This is a genomic window from Phyllobacterium brassicacearum (assembly GCF_003010955.1).
Taxonomy (GTDB): domain Bacteria; phylum Pseudomonadota; class Alphaproteobacteria; order Rhizobiales; family Rhizobiaceae; genus Phyllobacterium; species Phyllobacterium brassicacearum.
On record NZ_PGGO01000026.1, the window covers coordinates 19,769 to 45,376 of the forward strand.

Below are 25,608 nucleotides of genomic sequence, written 5' to 3' on the forward strand. Positions count from 1 at the left end.
AATGGCAACGATAGGAAAGCCGCGAGCGGCAGCATCTTCGACCACGTTCACGACTTCCGTTGCATAGAAGCGAAACGACAAAATCTATAGGCTCATCATGGCGCAGATCGGTCGGAATAATAGTGAAACTCAAGCAATAGGCATCCCGTCTCCGACCTGAAGGGACCGTGATAGACGCCGGGTGGCCGGCAAGCATAGGTGTGGGAAAAGAAGCTCAGCTGGTGCTGAGCATCTGCTCCGCCGACGATGAGATCCCCCGAGATCAGATATACCTCCTCCCAATAATCGTGCACAAACGCGATTGTTGTATACGCGCCCGGCTTGAATCGAAGCAGTCGCGTTCGACTTCCCGTCATGTGAGCTTCGTCGAGACTGCCCGCAAGCAGCTTTTGCTCGATCTCAAGCGGATAGCCGGGTGGCGAATGCCAGCCTTCGCCATCCATGTCCACGGAGTGGAATTCCTTATGCTCTTTCTCGCTTGGCATGGTACACCTCAGGCGGCTACAGGGTTTTCTTTGATTTCGTCCTCGAGCGCATAGCTGTCGAGCATTTGATCAACCAGCTGCGTGCAACGATCCCAATCGAACGTTCTGAAGCTGTGGCCCTTGGTCACAAAAGCAGCTCCCCCATAAAACATTTCGTATTGCGTGTGGCGCGACGCAAATTCCGATCCGACTGCATCCCAAGCAAGCTTGAAGAATTTCACACGGCCCTCAGAGGAGGCGACGGGGGATTGCTGCGTTTTCCCGATCAGCTCACGCAGTTCACCATTCGCGAAGTCCGAAACCGAAGATGGCAGCATGATCAGTCCGCCCCCGGCCAGCTCGCGCAGGGTCACCATGACTTGCGCATAAAGTTGCTGGGTCAAGACCTGGGCCGAGTACAAGGTGTGCGCGTCGGGAATGAAGTATGCGCCGTGCATTCGGCCTTTTACTTCCATCGAGTGGACGAGGGCGTCCACCATGGTGTTGTGCGCAGCCAGGGTACCCAGTGTTTCCTTCACCTGGGGGAAGCTGATGACGCCGTTTGTCTCCGCAATGCGCTTGGCGATGCCAACGAGGAACCGCATCTTCACCATCAGGCGTATCTGGGCCTGATAGTTCTGATAGACATGGGCCGGCGTTGCGTGAAACTGCTTCAGGGTCATGGCGATATCCTGATTAACGAACACGCGATCCCACGGCACTTTCACATCATCGAAGTAAAGAACTGCATCGTTTTCATCGAAGCGGCTGGCGAGCGGATTGTCGAAAACACTCGTAGCGTTTTCCTCGTACGACTTGCGCGAGAGGATCTTTAGCCCTTTGGTATTCATGGGCACAGCGAAGGAAACCGCATAGCGCTCATCTCCCTCGCGAAGAGGCTGAATACAGGTCACAAGCACTTCATTTGCCATCACACCGCCAGTTGCCAGCATCTTGGCACCGCGAATGGTCAGGCCTTCGCTGTCCTGATCGACTACGCCCGCGGTAAGAAACGGATCCTGCTGTTCGTTCGCGGCTTTTGACCGATCGGCTTGAGGATTAATGATGACATAGGTGAGATAAAGCTCATTGTCGCGCGCATATCGATAATAGTCGGCAAGGGCAGCGGCGCGGACGGCGTCATAGGCCCTGAATAACTCGATCCCCATATACATGCCTGAGATGCATGAGGCGACGTGATCCGGCGCACGGCCCAGAAAACCGCCATGGAGTTCGGCCCAAGCCTCGAGTGCCTTGCGGCGTTCCAAAAGTTCCTGATAGCTATGCGGCAGCTGCCAAATCCGGTTGGCACGTTCTCCGCCCGTGTCGGGCACTTCGAACGTCATCAGTTCCAGATTATCGGCACTGGATTGAAAATCGTAAAGCATTCCGATCGATCGAACCGTCTGCCGAAAAGCGGGATGGGCTGTGATATCTCCGGCCAGCTGACCGTTGATGTAGACCTGTCTGCCGTCGTTCAGCATTGCGATGTGTGTTGCCCCGGTCTTGATCATCTCCCTCTCCCTCGTCAGTAGTGAATGTCGAGCGGCCAAAGTGGCGCAACGAATTCGGTTGACTGCAGCGCTGCATAGCGCCCCTTGCTGAACACAAGCGGCATCCGGTCCACTGACGACGAGAAGTTCTTCACCTCTGCTATAAACAGTGTGTGGTCACCGCCGTCATACTTGGCCCAGGGAATGCACTCGAAAACCGCGGCAACGCCAAGCAGCAAGGGTGCACCGAATTGTCCGTGCGCAAATCTCGTTCCTTCCCATTTGTTTGAATGAGACTTCGCGAACTGATTGGAAATTTCCGTTTGGTTTTCGGCCAACACATTGACCGCGTAGCCCCCGGCCCTCTCCCACAAGGGGAGGCTCACAGCCTTGCGATCGATGCTAAAGAGGATGAGGGGTGGATCAAGAGACAAACAGTTGAATGAACTCATGGTCATGCCAAGCCGTTCAAATTCCGCTGTGCAGGTCACGACGCAGACGCCGGTTGGAAACTGGCCCAACGCCTGCCGAAATGCCTGTCGATCGAAAGCAGTTTTCAACTCGAGGCCCATTTCCCGCTCCTTTCCGTTCGAATGGTCAGGGAGAAGAACCGCTTTGGCTGCGCCTACTTCCAGACCTCAGGTTCACCACTCAAACACTCGCACCCTCATTTCATCAAAACCGACTTCCCTGCGTGTCAGACACGCTGCGCACCCAGCCTGGTGCTGTCGGCAATCGCATCGCGAGCAAGGTATTGCTCAAGTGCGCGGCTATTGAACCAGCAGCGCGTTCCGGATCGCCGGAGCGTATTGCTTCGACGATGGCAGCATGCTCGGCCAACACAATACGAGTGCGCTCCTCAGAAGCAGCAATTGCGTGCAATCCCATTCGCAACTGTCGATCCCGCAGAGTTTCATAAAAATCCGCCAGTATTGGATTGCCGGCAGAGAGCACGATCGTCCGGTGAAACTCGCGGTCGCACTCGATGAACTTTACCGGGCTTTGCTGCAGATCCGCTTGCCGGCTTACGAGCCGGTCCAACTCTGCTGCCAACGGATCGCCCAACAGCGCCGCGCGTCGCACGCACCAATCCTCCACCAACCCTCTGGCCTGCATGACGGACTCGACATCGGCTTCGGTTATTGCTGCCACGTATGCGCCTTTCTTGGGCACAATCCGGAGAAATCCGTCCGATTCCAATCTCAACAAGGCCTCCCGCACGGGCGTCCGTGACGATCCTGTCGCGCGGCAAACCTCCGCCTCGGTCACGAAAGATGCCTCGTGACGCGGCAACGTCAGGACATGTTGCTTCAACCATCGGTAAACGACATCCTGAGCGGCCTCGGCTGGCGGCTCAATTGTAGAGCGCTTTCTAGCTGATTGTAATCTCGTCATAAACAACATGTACACATGATGTTGACATTTAGGCAAGTAGCTTTCGATCGCACTCTCGAGCGATAGGTTTCCGGCACGCTGGCGCTCTCCCCACTGATTGTGCCCGTGGTCATCACAGTCCAACCTCCGATGCACATGAAGAAGCTGAAAAAGCTGAGATTCGACGACGACACCCGAACTTTAAAGATCGCCGGTGCTCCCTCCCTTTCTCCAGTGGATAGATGGAAAACAGTGGTTAGTCGGTGTTCGTCTTGGGGTGTATTCTGATCCCCTGACTGCACATTTGCCGCCAAGGCCCGCAGTCAATTTGGTGATGAGCATCGCAGACGGTAGCCGTTCGCGCTCCTCCCGCTCTTTCGCAATACCGCAGTCCTACACTCCTCTTGCTCGGTGCCGGTTTATTCTTCGGCTTGTCCTCTTCGACGACTACTCTTAGAGCCTCTCGGCTTCCGGCAGACTTAACGTAGCTGCCTGTCCTGCGGGCATTCCTCTCTTAACTCGTCTGGTTAGGATTAGCTTTGACATCACGGTTTTGGAAGGAAGTCTCAATGGTGGATCCGCGGCGCTCTTCATCGATCATTTCGGTGGAGGCTTTGGCGGCGGCGGCTTTGCGGGCGGCGGATTCCGTGGTGGCGGGTTCCAAGGTGGCGATTTTGGCAGCGGGGGGTTCCATGGAAATTTCGCCCATGTCAATGACGTCAATGTTGCTCACGTCGGCGGGACTGATTGGCATGCCCCGGTCTACCGCGGGCCTGGTATGGCAGCGGTGCGGTTGCAGCGGGAGTGGCGGCAGGAGCGGCCATAGGGGCCGCGGCAGCCAATCCCTTCCTTGACCCAAAACAGACGGGGATGATCGGTTGGCTGCGCCAATTTGCTTGCGATATAGTTTGCGCGGTCTTTGCTTACTCTGGGCTAGAGGTTGACTCTCTGCTTGCATGAAAGTTTGCTTTCAAACTTGTCAGCGAGTGTGTGCACGCCTAGAGTTTTTGCCCGCACCGATACGAGCTCGAGTCCAAAGGGACGATGATGGAAGCGAGGTCAAACACAGCAGTCGGCGTAACACTGACCATCAACGGTGTTGAGCGCAACGCCAGTATTGAACCGTGCGTGACATTGCTTGATCTGCTGCGCGAGGAATTTCACCTTACAGGCACGAAAAAGGGCTGCGATCACGGCCAATGCGGCGCATGCACGGTCCTCGTCAATGGAACGCGTATCAATAGCTGCCTCGTGCTCGCTGTGAGCCGCAATGGCTCCGAAATCACAACGATTGAAGGAATTGGTACGCCCGACGAACTCCATCCCCTACAGGAGGCATTCGTGCGGCATGACGCCCTTCAATGCGGCTATTGTACACCGGGCCAGATATGTTCGGCTATCGGCCTCATCTCGGAAGGCAGGGCTAAAACACGTGACGAGATCCGAGAGGCAATGAGCGGCAATCTCTGCCGCTGTGGTGCATACATTGGCATTGTCGATGCGATCGAAGAGGTCATGGCAGCCCCCAAGCGGAAGACGGTGCCATGAGACGTTTTGAATACTTGCGCGTGGCGAGCATCAATCAAGCTATCGAGAGGCTTTCTGATGAGCCTGGCGCAAAACTGCTGGCTGGCGGCACCAACCTCGTCGATTTAATGAAGTACGATGTGGCGACCCCGACCACAATCATTGACATCAACGACCTGCCGCTCCGGGAGATTAGCGAAACCTCGGACGGGGGCCTTAGGATCGGCGCTCTCGCGACGAATTCGGACGTGGCTTTCCATCCAGTCGTCGAAAACCGTTATCCCTTGCTAGCGAGCGCCATTCTCGCGGGTGCGTCTGCGCAGCTCCGCAACGTTGCCACAGTCGCTGGCAACCTGCTGCAGCGCACGCGTTGTTCATATTTCTATGACGTAATGACACCGTGCAACAAACGAACGCCCGGTACCGGTTGTCCAGCGCGAAATGGATTAAATCGGAACCATGCCATTCTCGGCGCGAGCCAAGACTGCGTAGCCACCCACCCTTCCGACATGTGTGTAGCTCTTGCCGCAATAGGAACGATGATCATTGTTCAGGGTCCTAACGGCGCGCGCTCGATTTCGCTCGCAGATTTTCACCGGCTGCCCGGCGACACACCCGAGCAGGACACAACTCTGCAAAACAACGAGATCATTCTTGGAATCGAGTTGACCCCTGCGCCCGAGTTTCAGCGATACAGCTATCTAAAGATCCGCGACCGCTTGTCCTATGCTTTTGCGCTCGTATCGGCTGCAGCGTTGCTGACAATCGATGATGGCGTGATCTCGACGGCGCATGTGGCCTTGGGTGGTGTGGCGCATAAACCCTGGCGGGACACGGCTGCGGAAGTCGTGCTGGTCGGGCGTCCCGCATCACGCGGAAATTTCGATCAGTTTGCGTCGATGCTGCTGTTGCGGTCCGATGCGCTGTCGGAGAATGGCTTCAAGATAGAACTCGCCCGCAGAACTGTCGTTCGGGCGCTCGAACAGGCCGCGTCGCGAACGCCGCAATCTCAGTCCGACAAGCATATCCATTGAGAGGGCATTATGGATCGGGGACCTGCGATCACCGGCAAAAGTATTCCTCGGATTGACGGGCCGCTGAAGGTTCGGGGCCAAGCAAAATACGCCGCAGAGTATGAGGTCCCCGATCTGCTGCATGCCGCGATCGTATCCGCATCGATCGCAAAAGGTCGGGTGATCTCGATTGATAGTGCAGACGCAAAAAGTTTCCCGGGTGTTGTGGCGGTTCTCACTCATCAAAACCGCCCCTGGTTCTGGCCGTTCAGCTTTCTCTACAAGGATCCGGCTGGCCCGCCCGGCCAACCCTTCCGGCCCCTGTACAATGATCGCGTGCATTTTAGCGGACAACCGGTGGCTCTCGTTGTTGGCGACACCTACGAAGCGGCACGCGATGCGGCGGCGTTGGTCCGCGTCTCCTATCACCGCGAGCAACACTCGACTGACTTGGCTGCAGAAGTATCAAGAGCCTATAAATCGCCCAGACGTCGGCTCGGTCTTGCTCCAACACCGCAGCCCACTGGTGATGCTGACCGCGCATTTTCGGAGGCTCCCGTCAAGGTTGAGGCAACCTACACGACCGCTGCGGAAAACCATCATCCGATGGAACTGTTCGCAACAACGGTAGAATGGGGTGACAAGACCGTCACAGTCTATGACAAGACACAGAGCCCCAAGAGCGTGGAGATCTTTCTTAAGGTTGCCTTCCGCCTGTTTCGGCGCAAAGTGCGTGTTGTAAGCAGCTTTGTCGGCGGCGCGTTCGGTCTCGGCCTTCGACCTCAGCAATCCGTTTTCCTGGCGGTTCTGGCGGCAAAGGCACTCAAACGATCCATTCGGCTGGTGATCCCGCGCGACCAGATGTTCGCGCTCGGGTACCGTGCTAATTCGATCCAGACGGTTTCCCTTGGTGCTGACAAAAACGGCCACCTGCTCGCGGTCCGGCATCGAGCCATTGCCGCAACCTCGCGAAACGAGGATGCCCAGGATCCGATGCTGAATTTCTCGGCAAGCCTTTACCGCTGCCATAATGTCAAACTCGCCTACGAACTCGCAAAACTTGACACCGTTTCGCCGTGCGACATGCGCGCGCCCGGCGCGGCCACCGGCATGTTCGCTCTGGAATGCGCCATGGATGAGTTGGCTTATGCCACCAACGTTGATCCGCTCGTCCTGCGCCTTGCAAACTATACGGAGCGCGATCAAAGCGAAAACCGCCCGTTCAGCAGCAAGGCCCTTCGCGAATGCTATGCTCAAGGTGCCGAGCGCTTCGGTTGGGCGAAGCGCAGTCACGCGCCGCGATCGATGCGAAAGGGGAAAGAACTGGTTGGGTGGGGTATGGCAACGGGGGTTTGGGAGGCGGCAATGTCACCCGTACCCGCACGTGCCAAAGTCAGGCTTCTTGCCGATGGCAGGTTCGAAGTGACAAGCTCTATTACGGACATCGGCACCGGAACCTACACGATCCTCACCCAAATTGCCGCCGATGCGCTTGAAGCGTCCATCGAGCGCGTGGTTGTCAAGCTCGGTGACTCCGCCCTGCCTTTCAATCCCATTCAAGGAGGTTCGTGGACTGCCGCAACCTCGGGCTCTGCCGTCCAGGCCGCCTGCAACAAGCTGAAGAAGAAGATCCTGTCGCGTGCGAAGCAGGCCGGAATCGTGGGAAATGGACAATCAACCGAATTGCTTTCTCCGGCTGCTCTCGCTGATTTATTAAGACTATCGGACCACGATAATCTGAGCGCCACCGCAACCATCATCAATTTTCCGTTCGGCAAGAAATACACGGGTGCCACTCATTCAGCAGTTTTTGCCGAGGTCCGCATCGATGAAGAGCTTGCGGTCGTTCGGGTCACCCGCCTTGTATGCGCGGTCGCCGCAGGACGCATCCTCAATCCTGCCACGGCGCGAAGCCAGATCATCGGCGCGTCGGTTATGGGCATTGGCAAAGCCCTATACGAAGACGCCGCCACCGACCACAATTTGGGGCGATGCATGGCTCACAGTTTCGCAGATTATCACATCCCCTCGAATGCTGATGTCTATGAGATCGAAGTATTGTTCGCTGAGGAAACTGATGACAAAGTCAGTCCAATCGGTGTGAAGGGTGTAGGCGAAATCGGCTCGGTCGCTGTCGCGCCCGCCATTGCAAATGCGATATTCCATGCGACAGGGCAACGGATACGGGACCTTCCAATCACCATTGATCGTCTGGCACGATCGAGAGATTAGACCCAAAGCGGTCCCGTATCTGAACGGGACAGCAACGCGGGTCACGCTTCTCTTCGCAGTCGATTGGCTCCCTTGCGTTCGGAGCCGCTGCATGCATGCATGGAATCAGGATCTGGAAAGCTTCGCTTGGGACGCGCTCGAAGCGCAGCAGACATTAACTTCATCCATCCCGTCTGCACTCAGGTGTACCAGAGTAGGAACCGGCGATTTCATTGAACACTCGTGATTCATTTATTGTAAAGGAGAATGAGATGGGTCGGTTGATGGACGGTGTGTGGCACGACGAGTGGTATGATACCGGGGAAAGTCGCGGGCGGTTTATCCGCGCCCAATCCCAATTTCGCAACTGGATTACGCGTGATGGCACGGCCGGACCGACCGGCAATGAGGGCTTTATCGCTGAACCGCATCGGTATCATCTCTATGTTTCCTATGCCTGCCCGTGGGCCCACCGCACTCTGATCTTCCGTGCACTGAAGGGGTTGGAGCACATCATCAGCGTGTCGGTCGTCGACCACTACATGGGAGCTGACGGCTGGACCTTTCTTGAAAGGGATGGTTCGACACCCGATCAGCTGTTTGGGTATAAGTTCCTGCATGAGGTCTACACGCGGGCCGATCCTCGCTATACGGGCCGCGTAACGGTGCCGGTACTTTGGGACAAGACGCGGGACACGATCGTTTCGAACGAGTCGTCGGAAATCATCCGCATGCTGAACTCCGCCTTCAACGAATTCGGCAACGCATCCTTGGATTTCTATCCGGAGCACCTGCGAGAAGAGATCGATGAGATCAATGCTTTCGTGTATCCGCACGTCAACAACGGAGTCTACCGTGCGGGCTTCGCGACGACCCAGGAAGCTTATCTGGAGGCCTATCATCAGCTGTTTGACGCTCTCGACAGGATCGAAGCACGCCTGTCTCGCCAGCGCTATCTTGCGGGCAATCAATTGACCGAAGCTGACTGGCGGCTATTCACGACCTTGCTCAGATTCGATCCGGTCTATGTCGGGCATTTCAAATGCAATCGCCAGCGTCTTGCCGACTATCCCAACCTTCCTAACTATGTCCGTGATCTATATCAGGTGCCGGGCGTCGCACCCACGGTGAACCTGTTACACATAAAGTCTCACTACTACGGCAGCCACAAAACCATCAATCCAACCGGGATAATTCCTGCGGGACCGGCGATCGATTACGCCGCCCCGCACGATCGCGGGCAGTTTTGACTGTCCGCCTGGGCCAAGAACAGACATTTAGTCTGTTTCAGAAAGCAGACATTCAGAATGCGATTTTGCGGTACCAGCATCTCCTCCGATCAACACTCAGCAAGGAAACTTGTCGCCGAACATTGCCTAATGGCACTATTGAAAGGTGCCCCAAGTGGACCGTGCTGATTGTCGTTCTGCTCGGCGATGGAGCGAAGCGTTTCAACGAGATCAAGCGCATGGTCGGCGGTATTTCACAGCGAATGCTCGCCTTCACGCTGCGAGGATTAGAGCGGGACGGGCTGGTAACACGCACCGTCTACCCTACGACCCCGCCGCGCGTGGAATATGAACTGACGAAGCTCGGCGGAACGTTGTGGACGGCTGTCGAGCCGCTTAGTTCGTGGGCGCGCGAGCATGTGATCGAAATCCTCGCGTCGCGCGGGATGTTCGACGACAACAAGGATTGATGTTGATTGCGACTGAAGCGCAACTAGATTATCTCGCCAACTCACTACAGATTTGATCGCAGCTTACGTCAGCAAGAATGCATTTCGGGAGCGCTCGTACTCCGGCGCTCCCGAAATGGTCCCAAGCATTACCCGGAAAATTGGACGGACAAGCCCTGAAGTGGGCCGGCTTGAGGACTTGTCCATTGGCTTAGTTCAAGTGCGGTGGCGTGATCGCCAGAAATTCCATACTGCTATACTGCAAGCTCCTTTACTGACTGATAACGGTCGGCAGCATGGACCTGCGCAAAGTTTGGAATCATGAGCTGGCGAGCCGTGTCGAAAGCCTTCCATTGGTCGGCATCCGGAAGCGGCGGGATGGTAACGGTCTCGCGACGATCGAAGCCCACCAGAGCTGCGTCCACCAGTTCGTCTACCTCCATCACGGCCGGAAGCGCGTTCACATCCTTGCCGGAGCGTTCCCAGATTTCCGTTCGCGTCGCCGCTGGCAGCACCACCTGGACGTATATTCCCTTTGGGCCGAGCTCGAGTTGGAGTCCCTGGCTGAGGAACAACACGAATGCTTTGGTCGCTCCATAGACGGTTGAGCCAAACTCCGGTGCCACTCCGACAACCGAGGCGATATTGATGATCGCGCCCTCGCCCGCTTCGATGAAGCGTGGCGTAATTGCACTCGCAAGCCGGGTCAGCGCAGTCGCGTTGAGGCTGATGAGCTTGGCTACAGCGTCCGGCGTTTGATCAGCGAAGCCGCCAGCTGCGCTAGCGCCTGCATTATTGATCAGAATACCAATGCTTGGGTCGTCGCGCACCCGCGTCTCAACCCGGGCGAGTTCAACGTCGTCTGTAAGATCGGCTTGGAGAATGTCGACATTCACGCCAGCTTCGCGGCGTAAGCGGTCGCTCAGAGCTTCCAAGCGAGCGCGGTCACGCGCTACCAAAACGAGGTCGTGCCCGCGCTTGGCGAAACGGTCGGCATAAACGGCACCGATCCCAGTGGAGGCCCCGGTTATCAGGACTGCAGGTTTGGCGTTCATTGGTTTTTCCTTGTGTTTCGGCCATTATTCATGATAGTCATCATGTAAGCTATTAATGATGACTAACATGATTAATGTCAAGAGACGAAATCGAGGACCAAAATGAAAGTCAGTCGCGAGCAAGTGGCCGAAAATCGGCGAAGGGTTCTGGACGCAGCCGGTAGACTCTTCAGGGCCAAAGGTTTCGAGGCTGTCACGGTGGCGGATGTCATGAAGGCCGCCTCGCTCACCCACGGCGCTTTTTATGGGCATTTCAGTTCCAAGGACGACCTGATCGCTCAGACTCTGGCGCACATCGTTTCAGCCGGAATACCAGAGAACCTCGAACTGACGCGCTACGCGACGAGCTACCTCTCAGAAAGTCATCGTGATGATATCGCTGGCGGATGTCCCACTGCAGGGCTGGCTGGTGAAACCATCCGCCAATCGCCAGACGCGCGCGCCGCGATGACTGCAGGCTTGCGACGGCAGATTGAACTCTTCAGCCGCTCAGCTCCGGGTGCGACGGCTGCCAAAAAACGTCAGGCTGCCATTGGGAGCTGGGCGGCAATGGTTGGTGCCGTGATCCTGGCGCGGATGAGCGATGACCCGCACCTTTCGGACGAACTGCTGACGCAGACGCGTGAGTGGATTGGCACGGCATCCATGCAGAATCTGGATATAACTCCTTAATCTCCTTTGCCCTTTCCCGCATTTCGGCAAAGGAAGACATAAGTCGACCGTCTACGTAGCCGCATCGCTCCGCAATGGCTTCAAGTGGCCGAGATGAAAACCTCAGATAACTTGCGCGGGCGCGCGCCGCCGTAACCCATATTGTGAACAACTCGGGCGTACTGTCAGAAAGGAGACACCGTGACTTCGATCAGATGCCCGCTGGTCACCAGCGTTGTGGACACTTGCCAATGACATCCTAAAAAATCGGTTGCTTTGGACCTGAAAGATGGGTTCGCGTTGCCCGTCGCATTCGGTAATGTCCGCCGCTCACACGCCATGGGCGCCAGGACGGCGGCATAATATTGCCGATGGCTACAAAACCGGGCAACGTGGGTGCCAGCGAAGTTTAAGGGGATAGGTAATGGAAGAGTGGGATCCTGCTGTCGTCAAGTTGCTGAGCATTTTCATGCCGACGAGTTTTGAAAGGCGGTTAGCCATCAAAGGATATTCGCGCTTCGTTCATTATACGACTGCAGAAAACCTGTTTCGTATTCTGGATAAAGAGGAGATCTGGTTTCGCAACACAAGATGCATGAATGACCATCGCGATATTGAGCATGGTATTATGCAGCTTCATCAGTGGAGCAACAATCCGCAGAGTACTGCATCGCTGGTTAGCGCACTTGAAGCGTGCATGCCCGGGGTGTGGCAAGCGGGCCTCAAAAAATATCACCATTGGCTTCCGAACTTGCGCACCCAGTCCTATGTACTATCGGTTGCGGAACAGGATTCAGATGAGAATGAAACCGGCAGGCTGGCGCTATGGCGTGCCTTTGAAAAAGGTGCGGTCGGCGTTGCTGTCGTTGTGGATGTAGCTCCATTCATGAAGATGACGGATGCTCTGATGGCCTATCCCGGTCCAGTGACTTACTGGACGCGGCAGCAGTTTGAGGATGAGTTTAACGTGGTAGCTCATCGCATCCTGGCCAACAAAGACTTCCTGTTGCAGGTGAGCAAATTCGCACTGACCGAGATGGTATTCCTGATGCTGTTGTTTGCGGCGACATGTTCGAAACACGCCGCATTACACCAGGAGCGCGAATGGCGCGTCCTGACCAATCCGCTGCTCTGGCCCTCGACCCGGTTTATCGAACACCAGGCGGTCATCGACGGCATACCGCAAACAGTCTACAGACTGCCGTTGAAAAATAGTCCCGATGACAACCTGACCGGAATAGAACTGCCTCAATTGATCGACCGAGTGATCATTGGGCCGTCGATTCACGTCGGTCCGATCCGTGACGCGATCGTCGCAAAACTGACAGAGAAAAACGTACCCGATGCTGCCTCAAGAGTTATCGCATCGGGGATACCGGTCCGCGCGACAGGGATGGGTTGATAAACCCCGGTGGCTGGCCTCGCTCGACGTTGTCAGGCAGACATTGCCGAACAGCCAAACTTAAGCCTGAAATCCGGGGCCAGTCGCGCCCGGCATTTTCACGACCGAATAGTGGCAATCCTGTTCTGGCAAGTACCTGAGCGCAGATGCAAGCGACTTCTTCGCCGAAAGGTCCGAAAATATCCAGGCGGAACAGTGAGGAACCCGCAGAAGCCGCCTGCGTACTCATGACGCTCGTACGGCCGCCCAAGCGCAAGTTGCAAGCGCTAACGCGACAGCTGCTATCGGCAGCCACGCGGTCGCCTCCCCCATCGTCCATAGAGTTAGACCCGACACGAGACACCAAAGAACAGGCACCGGGAACAGAGACCAGCGCAGCCTACCCCGTGCCATCAGCAATAAACCCACTGTTCCGATCGCCGTGGGATCCGGAGCAATCCCGAAAATCTGCGCCTGTTCCCATTTGGAACCGAACGCAGGAAGAAGAACGGGATAGAAGAAAAGTCCGGTGCTGGCGAGCGCCATCCCGCTCCAGCTTGTAAGACCGCGTCCCTCGAAGACGAGCGCGCGCGGAACAATGCCGGCGATCAGCAGGAGCACCGACTGCAGCAAGAAAAGCGGTGCTACGTAGCTGATGGCCCAATTTATGGTCGCATAGCGGTGCCAGAGGAAGGTCCATCCGACAAAGACCCAGAGAAAGGCGAGCGTGAATGCGATCCAGCGTTCATTGCCATTTGCACGTTTCGTGGCAAGGCCGAGCATTAAGAGCCCAGCCCCGAATGTAACCAGCTGGAAAGGCCAGACGGAGGCATTCTGCAGCTCGAACATTCGCCAATAGACGCGCGGCGAAAACAGCAGCATGTCTTCCGGACGGTAAGTCCACCATTGCGACATCAAAGCGCCTGAACGTAGGATACCATGCGCGCGCGCATCCTGGCGTCCGGTAGAATTGCGCGTGCCGCGTCCATATTCTCACGCACATGGTCGACGCTTGTCGTTGCCGGAATGGCAACTGTGACCGCCGGATGCGAGATGATGTATTTGAGGATAAACTGTGCCCAGGTGGTAACGCCGATCTCTTTTGCCCATGGGGGAAGGTTCTCTCCGCGGAGGCGGCGGGTGAGTGCCCCCTGCTGGAACGGTCGGTTGACGATCACCGCGATACCGCGATCTTCCGCCAATGGAAGCAGCCGTTGCTCGGCCTCGCGATCAACGACGTTATAGGTAAACTGCACAAAATCGAGCGGCTGCATGCGCATGATCTCTTCGAGCAGATCATGCCGTCGTCCTTCAGACGTCGTTACTCCGACATAACGAACCTTGCCGGCGGCTTTCATGCCGGTCAGGGTTTCGAGATGCTGCTGCCAGTCGATAAGGTTGTGGACCTGGACAAGGTCAAACCGCGGCACCCCCCAAAATTGACGCGATCGTTCAAGCTGCCTGGGACCGTCCTGACCGGACGTCCACACCTTGTCGGCCGAAAATAACGATTCGAGATTGCCCAGCTTTGCAAGGCCATACCCAATCACCGATTGGGAAGAGCCATACATAGGCGAGGAATCGATCATTCGCCCGCCCGCTGCGAAGAAAGCAGCCATGACGTTGGCGCACTCGTCCATCAACGCCGTATCGTCACCCACATTGAAGGTGATCCAGCTGCCAAGGCCGACCACTGGCATCGTCTCTCCCGAAGAGGGGATGCGCCGCGCCAAAAGCCCGGCCTGGGCATGTGTCGATGCTGGCACGAAAGCCGCAGCCGCGATTGCCAGCAATCCTTCAAGAACTCTCCGCCGTCCTATCGGCATGCTTCTCCTCACTGTCATGAAGATCGCATAAGACCAGTGTCAGCCAAGGTCGGCCCCCAAGCCTACAACTGATCGGCGATCGCTCGAGTTCGCGGCCAAGCATATCGTTCGTTTTTGTCACTTTATGCTCAACAAAAGGTGATCCGGGCTACATGCCATGCAGTGGTTCCCGGCTACTTCAGGATCGGCGAGATGGAGACGCTGGCAATGAAGCCGGGACCTCCATCAGGCCTCCGGCCAGGCACCGAAACGCCTCGATGGCCTTGACGAGGACATCTTGCTGATCGTCGCTGGCTGCAATCCAGAGCGCAGCGTTGAGCGCGGCCCCGTTCAAAAGCCGTGCTGCAGCTTCCGCGTCCACATGCTTGATGATTCCCTGCGCAGTCAGAGCCTCTACTTTTTGCCAGGTCGCCTGGAGACAACTGTTCTGGCTGGTCCAGTTCGAGGGATCGCCCAGGAAGGCCGGTCCGTCCAGCAGCACAATTCGCTGGACTTCGGGCTCCAACGCCATCTCGATATAAGCGACGCCCTCCGCCAGTAGTCCCTCCCAGTCGTTGTCGGCGAGACTACCGATGGCACGAGCGCGCGTAGCCATCTCCGCATCTATCTGGTTGACCACGGCCAGCAATAGTCCTCGCTTGTCACCGAAGTGGTGGTAGAGCGCGCCTCGCGTCAGACCTGCCTCCGCGGTCAAATCGTCCATCGAGGCGGCTGCATAACCCTTCTCGGCAAAGGCCTTTCGCGCGGCGTGGATCAGCCTGGCGCGAGTCTCCTCCATCATCTCGGAACGTCGTCTTGCGACCACAACTCCCTCCTCTCATTCGACATACGTCGCGCATGTCTATTGACATACGCGGCGTATGTATGTGATTTACTGACATACGGGGCGTATATCAACTTATGCCCCGACTGTGAAGGCGGGACAGTCCGATTCAGCTCGGGCCTGCTGTGTACGCCGTTGACGTTCTGCACAAAGGATAGAAACGATGACCCAACGCGAAGCCATTTTTCCAGCCAACAGGCATGCGCTCTACGAATTCCACCGGTATTCGGCAGCCATCCGCTCTGGCGACCTCCTGTTCGTCTCGGGCCAGGTCGGAAGCCGCTCCGATGGCTCGCCCGAGCCCGACTTCGAGCGTCAGGTGCAATTGGCCTTCGACAATCTCGGGGCTGTCCTCAAGGCCGCCGGCTGTACCCTCGAGGACGTTGTGGACGTCACCACCTTTCACACCGACCCGGCTGCCCAGATCGAGATCGTCATGGCAGTGCGTGAGAGGGTGATCGGCGAGCCACCTTATCCGAACTGGACAGCGGTCGGCGTGAACTGGCTGGCGGGCTTCGATTTCGAGATCAAGGCCATCGCCCGCATCCCTCAAGGTGCCTGAGTGGCAATCGGTTCCATGCGCGTGAATTCCGCTTCCGGAACTGGCTGCTCGGAAGCGGACCGCCAAAAACCACCCGTTAGAGTGATGTTTCGGTCGCAAGTATCCCGACTGTGCCAACGACATGACGCGCGAGGCGACCGGCTGCGCTGTACCCTTGCGAAATCACCCGGTCACTCGTCCAATGGCGCGGATGAGCTGCGCTTCTCCGTAAGGTTTGGTCAGAAGGATTGAATTGCAAACCTCGGCTGCGCCCGGGACATCTGCATGCCCGCTAGCCAATATGACGCCAATGTCAGGGTCTGCTGCCCGGGCGAATTTCGACAGCTCGACACCCGACCCATCCGGCAGTTCGACATCGACAAGAAGGACGTCGTATTTCTGCTGAGCCAGAGCGACCCTCGCCTCGGAGGCCGTTGCACTGACTTTCACAATACAGCCGACGTCCTTCAGAACTGCCGCCACTTCACTCCTGATGAGTGGCTCATCCTCGCAAACGAGAATCGATAGTGGCGGCTTCACTGTAACGTCGATCACGACAGTCTCCGAACAAGAATTATCCTGATAGTGGGACTTTAGACAATAAAGAATTCGCGGCGCTGCGGATAGCGGATTTCACTCCTCGATATCCGAGGTGCGTCAGGACGCAGCCTTGGATCGCGGGAAATCGTAGGCATTCACCTTCGACGTGGCGCCCAACGGGAGAGCTTGCCCAATTACCTAGAACTCGGTTTTGGCGCTGCCGCAGGCTTCAAAACTGCTCCGCCATTGGTTGCGCATCAGGCTGCACATCTGTTCGTGAGACAGGTGAGTATTTTCCAGCTATAGTAGCGACAGTCAGGGGCAAATGAATGTACATTGCCGTTATCCGGGACTTGACCGCAAGAGCAAGCGTCATGCTTGCATTGAGCCTGGCTCTTTTGTGTGCCGCTATCGCGGGTTCCCAAGCCCAGACTAATTCTGCGTCGCAACCGCCACCGGAAAAGGTTGAGCAATTGTTGAAATTGCTGGATGACCCGGACGTCAAGGCATGGATTGCAACCAAGAGCGCTCCACCACCGGCGGAGGAACCGGTGGGTGCCTCAGCGAGCGACTTTATGCTCTGGTCAAACGCCATTCGCGCGCATTTGCGGGGTATCGGACAAGCAATTCCGGCTGTCCCCGGCGAGTTTTCGGGGGCAAGCTCTACCATCATGACCGAAATCAACGGCCGCGGACCGGGGGCTATACTGATTCTGTTCGCTGCATTTGCAGCGCTAGGTCTAGGGGCCGAACTTGTCTTCCGGCGCCTTGTCAAACGCGCCAGCCAACGAAATGTTGCGACCGCCACTGTCGATGAGGCACCCCCCGCCCGCCACCACATCATTGGCCGGTCGATTTTCGCCGCGATGGCCCCCCTGGTGGTCTTCGCTGTCGTCAGCATCGGCGCTTTTCACGCGTTCACCTGGCCCCCATTGCTTGCCGCGCTGGTGCTGCCCTTGCTCGTTGCGCTGATTGCTTGGCGGGTCATCATGCGGATAACAGCCATTCTGCTCGGGATCAATCGCAGGCGGGACAGCGAGAGCGGATCTGCCATTGTCCGTCTCATCCCGATGGACGATGTGAAGGCCGCCTTCTGGTACCGGCGGGTTGCGGTGTTCTCGGGCATCTTCTTTACCGGATGGGCGGCAGCCGGATTGATGACCGTGCTGAATTTCACGCCCAACGTCAAGAGCCTGATCATCTACATCCTCGGCCTTGGCCTGTTGGCGGTTGCACTCGAAACGCTATGGCGTCAGCCTGAAGCTCCGGTTGCCTCTCGCGCATTTCGCGTCAAGGAGTGGCTGCTCACATTCTATCTGTGCCTGCTCTGGTTGTTGTGGGTTGCTGGCCTCAGCCTGGCCTTGTGGGTCGGAATCTATGTGCTGGTTCTGCCGCCGATTTTGAGGACGACCAGCACAGCCGTGAAGTCATTCTTTGCCGGACCCGACGACACAGAAAAGCCCAAGGCTCCCGTCCTTGAGGTGCTCATTGAGCGGGGAGCAAGGGTGGTCATCATTGCTCTCGCCGTTGCCTGGCTCGCCGTGGTCATTCGCTTCCGCGCCAGCGGATTGATGGAGGACGAGGCCGTCGCTCGCCTGTTCCGTGGAATATTGGGAGGTGTTGTAATACTGCTCGCCGCTGACCTGATCTGGCATATGGTCAAGGGCCTCATTAACCGCCGCATCGAACGTGCCCGCACCGAAGGGGGCGATCCAGCTGAGTTGGCCCGTAGCGGACGATTGTTGACCCTGCTGCCGATTCTGCGCAACTTCCTTGCAGTGCTGATTGCGGCCATCGCCGTCATGATGGTTCTGTCCGGACTCGGTGTCGCGATCGGTCCCTTGATCGCAGGCGCGGGCATTTTCGGCGTTGCCATCGGCTTTGGCTCGCAGTCCCTGGTCAAGGACATTATCAGCGGCATTTTCTACATGACCGATGACGCCTTCCGTGTGGGTGAATATATCCAGAGCGGCAGCTACAAAGGCACCATCGAATCCATCGGCATCCGCTCCGTCAAACTGCGCCACCATCGTGGCCCGATCTTCACCGTTCCGTATGGTACACTGGGTGCGGTGCAGAACATGAGCCGGGATTGGGTCATCGACAAGTTCTTCCTCTCGGTGAACTACGACGCTGACATCGCCAAGGTCAAAAAGCTGGTGAAGGGGGTCGGCGCGGCGCTGCTTGAAGATGAGGAACTCGGCCCGCAGATCCTCGAGACGGTAAAGATGAAGGGCGTGGAGGAGTTCGGCGATTATGGTATCAAGCTGAGCTTTAAAATGATGACGAAACCCGGCCACCAGTCCACTATCCGCCGCCGGGCATATGCTATGATCCGCGAGGCCTTCACTGCAAACGGCATCGGGTTTGCGTCGCCGACGGTGCATGTCGCCGGCAGCGAGGAACATTCGGCGGGGGCCGTAGCGGCAGCTACAAGCGACGCCGTGGCCCGCAAGAGGGCTGCTGAAGCGAATTTGCAATTGGTGGAGGGCCAAAGCTGAGCTGACGGCTCAGCAAGATGCCTTGTCGCTGCGAGTCCAGCGATCGGCGCTCCCCTGACGGACCTGGAGGCAGACCGTCAAAATTCCGCTTTGGGGATGCTTCGCGGGACTCCTCAAGACGACCATACTGGGCTGACGGCAAAGTGAATCATCGAGATTTGACTAGCGTAAGCACCAAGCGAAACCGTTACCGCACGGCGATGTGGCGGCCGATGTGACGAACGTAGTTGAAAGAACGTTCTTGTCGGAAATTGAAGTGGATGAACTTGCCTTTCGTCGAAATGCGAGTTCGGGCTTCGGGAGCCAATTAACGCAGCTCTGAAAGGATCAAATAATGACCGTATTCGTTGCCGAAATTTCAGGACGAGGCATTGTTGCTTTTGACGCAGCAAACGAGGATGAGGCCATGGCGCGGCTGTCGGACAGGGCGTTACGGAGGGACCTGCATGTGTTCCAAAACCAAGGCCGATCCCTCTGGGACGGTGTCTCGGAAATCAGTTTGCGTGGAGCGCTCCCGAAGGAGGCTGAAACCTGGCATGCTAGCCGCGCGATGGTCGGCCGGTCTGGCGAACCCGGTGATCACGAGGACTGGCGTATCTTCCTAGTCCCAGTTGTCGATCCTTCGAGGTTCGCCGATGACGATGACGATGATGATGATGATGACCGAGGCGATGGCGACTGATGCTCAGCCCACAATGCTATTCTTGATCTTCTTTGATCTGTTTCGCATGAGCTCGTCGATTGCCGCCAGCGCGCAGCTCTAATCTCGCTGACGTGGGTTGAGCCAGATATACGGCGCTCAACAGCCGTATCGTGAGGATACCCATGCCAATGAGATGAGTTCCATGGATCTGTTTCGAATGCGTCAGAACGGCCCTAACCCCAACAACCATGCACCCTTTGCCGCCAAGTCGCGCGACGATCCCATGCAGTACCTTTCACCAGCGACGATAACGACTGATCACTGTCCAGAGGAATGCCGCTCCGGCGTATTCCAGAGCAACTTAATCTCTTGCGAGAGCCAGTGAACAGTCGAGCCCCGGCAGTATATGGGAGCACCTTGCCCCGGCGACCTGCTACTCGCGCATGAACGCCTGCATCTCCTCAGGCGTGACCTTACCGTTCCTGTCGGCGTCGACCCTATCGAACATGCGCTTATGTATCGTCGTCACTTCCTCGAAGGAAAGCGCACCGTCGCCGTCGGCGTCCGCGACAGCGAACATGATCTTCATCATATGCCCGCGCATGGGCATCATGCCGGGTTGCATCATCATGCCCCGACCCATCATCCCGCCGGGCATCATGCCGGAGCCGCCGGGCATGCCCCCCTGGCTCTGCCCCGTTGTTCCGTCGTCCGCGTCAGACGGCGGGGCCGCCTGCGCCGACGTCGCAGGATGATGGGGGTCGGCATCGTTCGTTTGTGCGAGCGCGAGACCAGCTCCGCCGACCGCGATCAGCGCGGCCAGCATGGCCGCATGTGGCAGTGTTGTGGTCGTCATGTCCATTCTCCTTTTGCGTGGTCTTCTCCCGCCTGCGTCCACTATCCCGCGCAAGACAGGCATTCAGATAATACGTCCCAGCCGGCGTCGTCGGGCCGCCTAATCCAAGCGCGAGCGGCGCAGCCGCAGGGAATTGCCAATGACACTGACGGAGGACAGTGCCATGGCGGCGGCCGCGATGATCGGCGACAGCAGCAGACCCAGGGCCGGATAGAGTACGCCGGCTGCCACGGGTACACCTGCTGCGTTGTAGATGAAGGCGAAGAACAGGTTCTGACGGATATTGCTCATGGTCGCGTGACTGAGCTTGCGGGCTCTTGCGATCCCCTGCAGGTCCCCCTTCAGCAGCGTCACCCCAGCGCTTTCGATCGCAACGTCGGTTCCCGTGCCCATGGCGATGCCGACATCGGCGGCCGCGAGCGCCGGGGCGTCGTTAACTCCGTCGCCAGCCATCGCGACGATGCGGCCTTCGCTGCGTAGCCGCGCGACGACCTTGCCCTTGTCCTCGGGCAGGATTTCGGCTTCCACCTCGTCGATGCCAAGCCTGCGCGCAACAGCTTCCGCCGTCGTCCTGTTGTCACCAGTCAACATCACGACGCGGATGTTCTCCTCCTTTAGCAAACGCAGCGCCGCGGCGGTCGTCGCCTTGACCGGGTCGGCGATGGCGATAAGGCCACCAACCTTGCCGTCGATCGCCGCATAGATCACTGTCGCGCCCTCGCCGCGCAGGGCTTCCGCGTCTGCCATGAGGGCCGAAAGGTCAACGCCCGCCTCACTCATGATCCGGTGACTGCCGATAACCAGATTCCTACCGTCGACCACGCCGGTCACGCCCTTGCCGATGGGGCTATCGAACTCGCGCGCCTCGCCAAGTGTAAGTCCCCTTTCCCGCGCCGCTGCGACGATAGCGGTGGCAAGAGGATGTTCGCTGGCGCGTTCGAGGGTTGCGGCCAGCCTCAGGAGCTCGTCTTCGGCGATGCGTCCGACCGCTTTCAGAGCCGTCACCTTCGGCTTGCCCTCCGTGAGCGTGCCAGTCTTGTCAACGACGAGCGTGTCGATCTTCTCGAATCGCTCCAGCGCCTCGGCGTTCTTGATCAGCACGCCCAGCCCCGCGCCGCGGCCAATGCCCACCATGATCGACATCGGTGTCGCCAGTCCGAGGGCGCACGGGCACGCGATGATAAGTACGGCGACGGCAGCAACCAAACCGTGCGCGAAGCGCGGCTCTGGCCCCCATACGCCCCAGGCGACGAAGGCGGCAACCGCGATGAGGATTACCGCGGGAACGAACCAGCCCGACACCTGATCGGCGAGCAGCTGGATCGGAGCACGGGATCGCTGAGCTTCAGCGACCATGCGCACGATCTGCGCCAGCATCGTGTCCCGCCCGACCTTGCCCGCCCGCATCACGAAGCCGCCGCTCCGGTTCATCGTGCCGCCGATCACCTTCGCGCCGACTGCCTTGGTGACCGGCATGGATTCCCCCGTAATCATGGATTCGTCGACGGAACTGCGTCCTTCAATAAGCTCTCCGTCGACAGGAACCTTCTCGCCCGGCCGAACGCGCAGGCGGTCGCCGACCGCGACGGCCTCCAGTCCGACGTCCTCGTCAGAGCCGTCATCCAAGATGCGGCGCGCCGTCTTCGGTGCGAGGTCGAGCAACGCCCGGATGGCACCGCCGGTCTGCTCGCGTGCCCGCAGTTCCAACACCTGGCCGAGCAGCACCAGCGAGGTGATGACCGCCGCTGCCTCGAAATAGATCGCAACCGATCCGTCGGCGGCGCGGAATGTGGCCGGGAAGATGCCAGGCACGGCCGTGGCGACGACGCTGTAGATCCAGGCGACGCCAGTTCCCATCGCGATCAGCGTGAACATGTTAAGGCTACGGTTGACGAGCGAAGCCCAGGCGCGCTCGAAGAAAGGCCATCCGGCCCACAGCACGACGGGCGTCGCCAGCACGAGTTGGATCCAGTTCGAGATCTGTGCAGCAAACACCATGTGTAGGTTGGTGAGATGGCCGCCCATCTCAAGCGCGAGGACGGGTAGCGACAAAAGGAGGCCGATCCAGAACCGCCGGGTCATGTTGACAAGTTCGGTACCCGGCCCGGTCGCCGTGGTCGCCATTTCCGGTTCGAGCGTCATACCACAGATCGGACAGGTGCCGGGGCCGATCTGCCGGATCTGCGGATGCATCGGGCAGGTATAAATCACGTCTTCCGGAGCCTCCGGCTCGGTGGCCGCTTGTGTGGCCGGCCACCCTTCTTGGTGATGGTGATGGCCGTGGCCTTCATGGACGTGGTGGTCAGTCATGGACAGTTCCTCCCCAATGTCTCCGAACACGCCGCCAAGGTGATAAGGTTAGTGGGCCACAGAAAGTTACGCGTTGCCGAGGACCTCGTCCCTTGGCCTTACTCCGGTTGCCGAAAATTATCAGCAGACAACGAGATCTGTGTGCCCAAAGCCTTTGGAATAGTCCAGCACCGAGATAACGGTCGGCGTCACGCGAAAGAGCCGAACCTCATCCCTCGTCGGCATCGGCATCGGCATCGGCATAGAAGTCTGTTCCGGGTACTTCAGCGGCAACATGCGCAAGACTTTGTCTGCCTCGACCGGACCGCCGTGTCGTGGTCGATCGTTAGCGAGAGCCGATCATCTCGATCGAGATTTGCCGCCTTTTGACTGTCCAGCCCGCAAAGGAAATAGAGGGTGAGACCTTCGTTCGCGTATCCGACCGTTGTCGCTTGCGGCCAGCCATCCGGCCTGAGTGTGGCAATCGTCATGATCCGGTGCTGGTCCAGCAATGCCAGGATCTTCTCTTTCATGTTCTTATCCATGGATCTTCTCCGAACACGCGGCCAAGGTGATAAGGATCAGCGGACCATAGAACTGTCGGGGCCATTTGGCATTGATCTGCATCAAGAGCACTCGAGGCAACCCATCATTTGGCTCCAGCATTGGCGGTGGCGAACCACGCCGTTCCCGTGAGCGGTCGGCGAACAATTCGTAATAGAATGCCTGTGACGAAGCCGGGTGAATACTTGCCTGTCAGCGTGAGCCTGGATGTTTCGCATTTGCGGGCATTCCTCACTGTTCTGCTGCACCACGGTTCGTAGTGCCGCAGTCGGCTTGGTTCCTGGCTACTCATCTTAGGGCACGCATAGCGTTGAGGATGACGGCCAGATCGATTAACTCCTGCAGAAGTGCACCCTGAACGGGAGGTAGATAGCCGAAAGCCGCGAAGCACATCGCCACCAATGACAAACCGAGGCCCGCAATCACACTTTGCTTTGCAATTATGATTGTCCGTTGCGCGATTACGATGGCCTGCGCCAGAGGCGCGAGTTTGTCGACCAGCAGGACTACTCCAGCGGCTTCAGACGAAGCGGCAGCACCGCGCGCGCCCATTGCTATGCCCACGTCTGCAGATGCCAGAGCGGGCGCATCATTTATGCCGTCCCCGACCATCATGACGGGACCAGACTTTCTGGCGGCAACCACAGCGTCGACCTTTGCTTCTGGCGTGAGATCGCCCAGTATCTCGTCGATCCCGAGCTCTTCACTGATGCCGGTTGCAACATCAAGGCGGTCTCCCGTTGCGAGAACGATCTTTGTTATGCCTGCTCGCCTGAGTTGCTTGATGGCGAGAGAGGCATCGCTTCTAATTTGATCCGCCATTACGATGATGCCAGCGACCGCGCCATCGATGGCCACTGCAACAACGACCTGACCGGGCTTGATACCGAACCGGAATGTCCGCGGATCGCCTTCATTGGTGCAGTTTTGGACGAATGTGCTGCCGCCGATAATGACCCGCTTGCCCTCGACCTGACCTTCAATTCCTGCGCCCGCGTCCTCCCGGACATCCGTTGGCGACGAAAGCGCAATACCACGTTTTTTCGCGGCGGCAACGAGAGCGGCGGCCATAACGTGGTTGGAAGCCTGGTCCAGCGATGCGGCGAGCCGCAACAGTTCGGCTTCCGGCACCCAACGCGCGGAGCGAATTTGGACAATTTCTGCAGAACCCTGGGTTACCGTCCCGGTCTTGTCGAGCAACGCCACGCGCACGCGGCTGAGCGCCTCCAGAACATCGCCTCCTTTTATCAGGGCACCGGCCTTTGCGGAACGTGAAAGTCCGGAGACGAGAGCGACAGGCACTGCCAGGATCAGCGGACAAGGCGTAGCGACGACCAGGACTGCGAGCGCCCGACGAGGATCGCTGGAAAGCAGCCAAGCCGCAATCGCCAGGCCGATCGTGAGAAACAGAAACCCGATTGCGTACCGATCCGCCAGGCGGGCCATCGGCGCTTTACTTCGCTGGGCGGCTTCGACCAATCGAACGATGCCCGCATACGTGCTTTCTGACGCCGGACGGAGGGTCATCAAGTCGAAGGTGGTTCCTACGGATGTACTCCCGCTAAGGACTTCATGCGGTGCCCGACGCTCAATTGGAATGGCTTCGCCGGTCAGCGCCGATTGGTCCAGTATAGCGGAGCCCGAAAAGACAACCCCGTCGACCGGCAGAACTTCACCATGCCGGATCAGCAGTCTGTCTCCTGGAGCCAGCGTTTCAATGGCAACTTCTTCGAGCCGGTTGCCACGGTAGCGCATTGCAGTTTGCGCTACTCTCCCCAGTAATGCCGTCATTTCCTTTGCTGCGCGGCCGGATGCGAAGGATTCAAGCAATTGTCCTCCGGCATACATTAGTGCGACGACGTTCGCCGCCAGCGTTTCACCAAAGCCCAGTGCAACGGTCATGGATAAGGCAGCAACGATGTCGAGGCCGAAATCGCCACGAAGCATGGAGCGTGCTGCCTGGAAAAGAAGAGCGGTCAAGACCGGAAGCGTTGCGGCGGCCCATACGAGCTGTGGCGCTGATGGCATATTCGTCAATTTCAACGCCAAACCGGCTATGAGACCACTGACCGCAATCACCACCAGAATTTGATCCAAATGATCATCCAGCGACCTCAATGAACCACTCGTGGCGGATTTTGCGAGCATTGTTCGGCCTTTCGAGGAAACATCCAACGA

Annotated in this window: 24 protein-coding genes and 1 pseudogene; 10 read left to right on the top strand and 15 right to left on the bottom strand. The window is 57.9% G+C overall.

The genetic code is table 11. From position 1 onward, the window contains the following. Nucleotides 1–95: 95 nt before the first annotated feature. From CU102_RS24305 to CU102_RS31025, 6 genes and pseudogenes are all read right to left on the bottom strand, one after another. A complete protein-coding gene (locus tag CU102_RS24305; RefSeq protein ID WP_106713667.1) occupies nucleotides 96–485 on the bottom strand; it encodes a cupin domain-containing protein in 390 nt (129 codons plus the stop codon). A gap of 8 nt (nucleotides 486–493) precedes the next feature. Next, on the bottom strand, nucleotides 494–1,978 hold the full coding sequence (locus CU102_RS24310) for a 4-hydroxyphenylacetate 3-hydroxylase family protein (RefSeq protein WP_106713668.1): 1,485 nt from the start codon (nucleotides 1,976–1,978) through the stop codon (nucleotides 494–496). A gap of 14 nt (nucleotides 1,979–1,992) precedes the next feature. After that, nucleotides 1,993–2,529, bottom strand: a complete 537-nt coding sequence (locus CU102_RS24315; RefSeq protein WP_106713669.1) for a flavin reductase family protein — start codon at nucleotides 2,527–2,529, stop codon at nucleotides 1,993–1,995. Nucleotides 2,530–2,632: 103 nt separating this feature from the next. Beyond that, a complete protein-coding gene (locus CU102_RS24320) occupies nucleotides 2,633–3,109 on the bottom strand; it encodes a GntR family transcriptional regulator (protein ID WP_245425523.1) in 477 nt (158 codons plus the stop codon). Between the two features lie 9 nt (nucleotides 3,110–3,118). Further along, nucleotides 3,119–3,361: pseudogene (locus CU102_RS30580) on the bottom strand (GntR family transcriptional regulator); the annotation flags it as partial. Between the two features lie 484 nt (nucleotides 3,362–3,845). Next, complete coding sequence (locus CU102_RS31025) at nucleotides 3,846–4,085, bottom strand: hypothetical protein (RefSeq protein WP_166648589.1); 240 nt, start codon at nucleotides 4,083–4,085, stop codon at nucleotides 3,846–3,848. Between the two features lie 290 nt (nucleotides 4,086–4,375). Between CU102_RS31025 and CU102_RS24330 the strand changes: the two genes are divergently transcribed. From CU102_RS24330 to CU102_RS24350, 5 genes are all read left to right on the top strand, one after another. After that, nucleotides 4,376–4,879, top strand: coding sequence for a (2Fe-2S)-binding protein (locus tag CU102_RS24330; RefSeq protein WP_106713670.1), 504 nt, complete (start codon nucleotides 4,376–4,378; stop codon nucleotides 4,877–4,879). Next, nucleotides 4,876–5,892 carry an FAD binding domain-containing protein gene (locus tag CU102_RS24335; RefSeq protein ID WP_106713671.1) on the top strand — a complete coding sequence of 339 codons (1,017 nt, stop codon included), beginning with the start codon at nucleotides 4,876–4,878 and terminating at the stop codon, nucleotides 5,890–5,892. Before CU102_RS24330 ends, CU102_RS24335 begins: the two co-directional genes overlap by 4 nt. A gap of 9 nt (nucleotides 5,893–5,901) precedes the next feature. Then, a complete protein-coding gene (locus CU102_RS24340) occupies nucleotides 5,902–8,103 on the top strand; it encodes a xanthine dehydrogenase family protein molybdopterin-binding subunit (RefSeq protein WP_106713672.1) in 2,202 nt (733 codons plus the stop codon). A 251-nt stretch (nucleotides 8,104–8,354) separates the two neighbouring features. Then, nucleotides 8,355–9,332 (top strand): glutathione S-transferase family protein, encoded by a 978-nt coding sequence (locus CU102_RS24345; protein WP_106713673.1) that lies wholly within the window; start codon nucleotides 8,355–8,357, stop codon nucleotides 9,330–9,332. Nucleotides 9,333–9,454: 122 nt separating this feature from the next. Then, nucleotides 9,455–9,781, top strand: coding sequence for a winged helix-turn-helix transcriptional regulator (locus CU102_RS24350; protein ID WP_245425520.1), 327 nt, complete (start codon nucleotides 9,455–9,457; stop codon nucleotides 9,779–9,781). A gap of 233 nt (nucleotides 9,782–10,014) precedes the next feature. On the opposite strand, the gene CU102_RS24355 is transcribed toward CU102_RS24350, so the two are convergent. Beyond that, nucleotides 10,015–10,815 carry an SDR family NAD(P)-dependent oxidoreductase gene (locus tag CU102_RS24355; protein WP_106713674.1) on the bottom strand — a complete coding sequence of 267 codons (801 nt, stop codon included), beginning with the start codon at nucleotides 10,813–10,815 and terminating at the stop codon, nucleotides 10,015–10,017. A 102-nt stretch (nucleotides 10,816–10,917) separates the two neighbouring features. Between CU102_RS24355 and CU102_RS24360 the strand changes: the two genes are divergently transcribed. Further along, a complete protein-coding gene (locus CU102_RS24360; protein WP_106713675.1) occupies nucleotides 10,918–11,487 on the top strand; it encodes a TetR/AcrR family transcriptional regulator in 570 nt (189 codons plus the stop codon). 403 nt (nucleotides 11,488–11,890) lie between these two features. Next, on the top strand, nucleotides 11,891–12,868 hold the full coding sequence (locus tag CU102_RS24365) for a DUF2971 domain-containing protein (protein ID WP_106713676.1): 978 nt from the start codon (nucleotides 11,891–11,893) through the stop codon (nucleotides 12,866–12,868). 225 nt (nucleotides 12,869–13,093) lie between these two features. Here the strand turns inward: CU102_RS24365 and CU102_RS24370 are convergent, their stop codons facing one another. The 3 genes from CU102_RS24370 to CU102_RS24380 all read right to left on the bottom strand — a co-directional run bounded on the left by CU102_RS24370 (nucleotide 13,094) and on the right by CU102_RS24380 (nucleotide 15,454). Further along, on the bottom strand, nucleotides 13,094–13,762 hold the full coding sequence (locus CU102_RS24370; RefSeq protein WP_106713677.1) for a DUF6064 family protein: 669 nt from the start codon (nucleotides 13,760–13,762) through the stop codon (nucleotides 13,094–13,096). Next, the gene (locus CU102_RS24375) at nucleotides 13,762–14,673 is read right to left on the bottom strand and encodes an aldo/keto reductase (protein ID WP_106713678.1); all 912 of its coding nucleotides are present in this window, start codon (nucleotides 14,671–14,673) and stop codon (nucleotides 13,762–13,764) included. The genes CU102_RS24370 and CU102_RS24375 overlap by 1 nt, the downstream gene beginning before the upstream one ends. A gap of 178 nt (nucleotides 14,674–14,851) precedes the next feature. After that, nucleotides 14,852–15,454: a TetR/AcrR family transcriptional regulator gene (locus tag CU102_RS24380; protein ID WP_106713679.1), complete on the bottom strand. Its 603-nt coding sequence runs from the start codon at nucleotides 15,452–15,454 to the stop codon at nucleotides 14,852–14,854. A 205-nt stretch (nucleotides 15,455–15,659) separates the two neighbouring features. Here CU102_RS24380 and CU102_RS24385 point away from each other — a divergent pair, with 205 nt between their 5' ends. Further along, on the top strand, nucleotides 15,660–16,058 hold the full coding sequence (locus CU102_RS24385) for a RidA family protein (protein ID WP_106713680.1): 399 nt from the start codon (nucleotides 15,660–15,662) through the stop codon (nucleotides 16,056–16,058). A 162-nt stretch (nucleotides 16,059–16,220) separates the two neighbouring features. On the opposite strand, the gene CU102_RS24390 is transcribed toward CU102_RS24385, so the two are convergent. Beyond that, complete coding sequence (locus CU102_RS24390; RefSeq protein WP_166648591.1) at nucleotides 16,221–16,592, bottom strand: response regulator; 372 nt, start codon at nucleotides 16,590–16,592, stop codon at nucleotides 16,221–16,223. 314 nt (nucleotides 16,593–16,906) lie between these two features. On the opposite strand from CU102_RS24390, the gene CU102_RS24395 reads away from it, so the two are divergent. Next, the gene (locus CU102_RS24395) at nucleotides 16,907–19,078 is read left to right on the top strand and encodes a mechanosensitive ion channel family protein (RefSeq protein ID WP_106713682.1); all 2,172 of its coding nucleotides are present in this window, start codon (nucleotides 16,907–16,909) and stop codon (nucleotides 19,076–19,078) included. Between the two features lie 334 nt (nucleotides 19,079–19,412). Then, nucleotides 19,413–19,760, top strand: coding sequence for a hypothetical protein (locus CU102_RS24400; protein WP_106713683.1), 348 nt, complete (start codon nucleotides 19,413–19,415; stop codon nucleotides 19,758–19,760). A 394-nt stretch (nucleotides 19,761–20,154) separates the two neighbouring features. Here the strand turns inward: CU102_RS24400 and CU102_RS24405 are convergent, their stop codons facing one another. The 4 genes from CU102_RS24405 to CU102_RS24420 form a co-directional block, all read right to left on the bottom strand. Next, nucleotides 20,155–20,577 (bottom strand): EF-hand domain-containing protein, encoded by a 423-nt coding sequence (locus tag CU102_RS24405; protein ID WP_106713684.1) that lies wholly within the window; start codon nucleotides 20,575–20,577, stop codon nucleotides 20,155–20,157. A gap of 99 nt (nucleotides 20,578–20,676) precedes the next feature. After that, the gene (locus tag CU102_RS24410) at nucleotides 20,677–22,887 is read right to left on the bottom strand and encodes a copper-transporting P-type ATPase (RefSeq protein ID WP_106713685.1); all 2,211 of its coding nucleotides are present in this window, start codon (nucleotides 22,885–22,887) and stop codon (nucleotides 20,677–20,679) included. 263 nt (nucleotides 22,888–23,150) lie between these two features. Further along, nucleotides 23,151–23,399, bottom strand: a complete 249-nt coding sequence (locus CU102_RS30595; protein WP_245425521.1) for a pyridoxamine 5'-phosphate oxidase family protein — start codon at nucleotides 23,397–23,399, stop codon at nucleotides 23,151–23,153. Between the two features lie 319 nt (nucleotides 23,400–23,718). Then, complete coding sequence (locus tag CU102_RS24420) at nucleotides 23,719–25,578, bottom strand: heavy metal translocating P-type ATPase (RefSeq protein ID WP_106713710.1); 1,860 nt, start codon at nucleotides 25,576–25,578, stop codon at nucleotides 23,719–23,721. Between the last annotated feature and the right edge of the window lie 30 nt (nucleotides 25,579–25,608).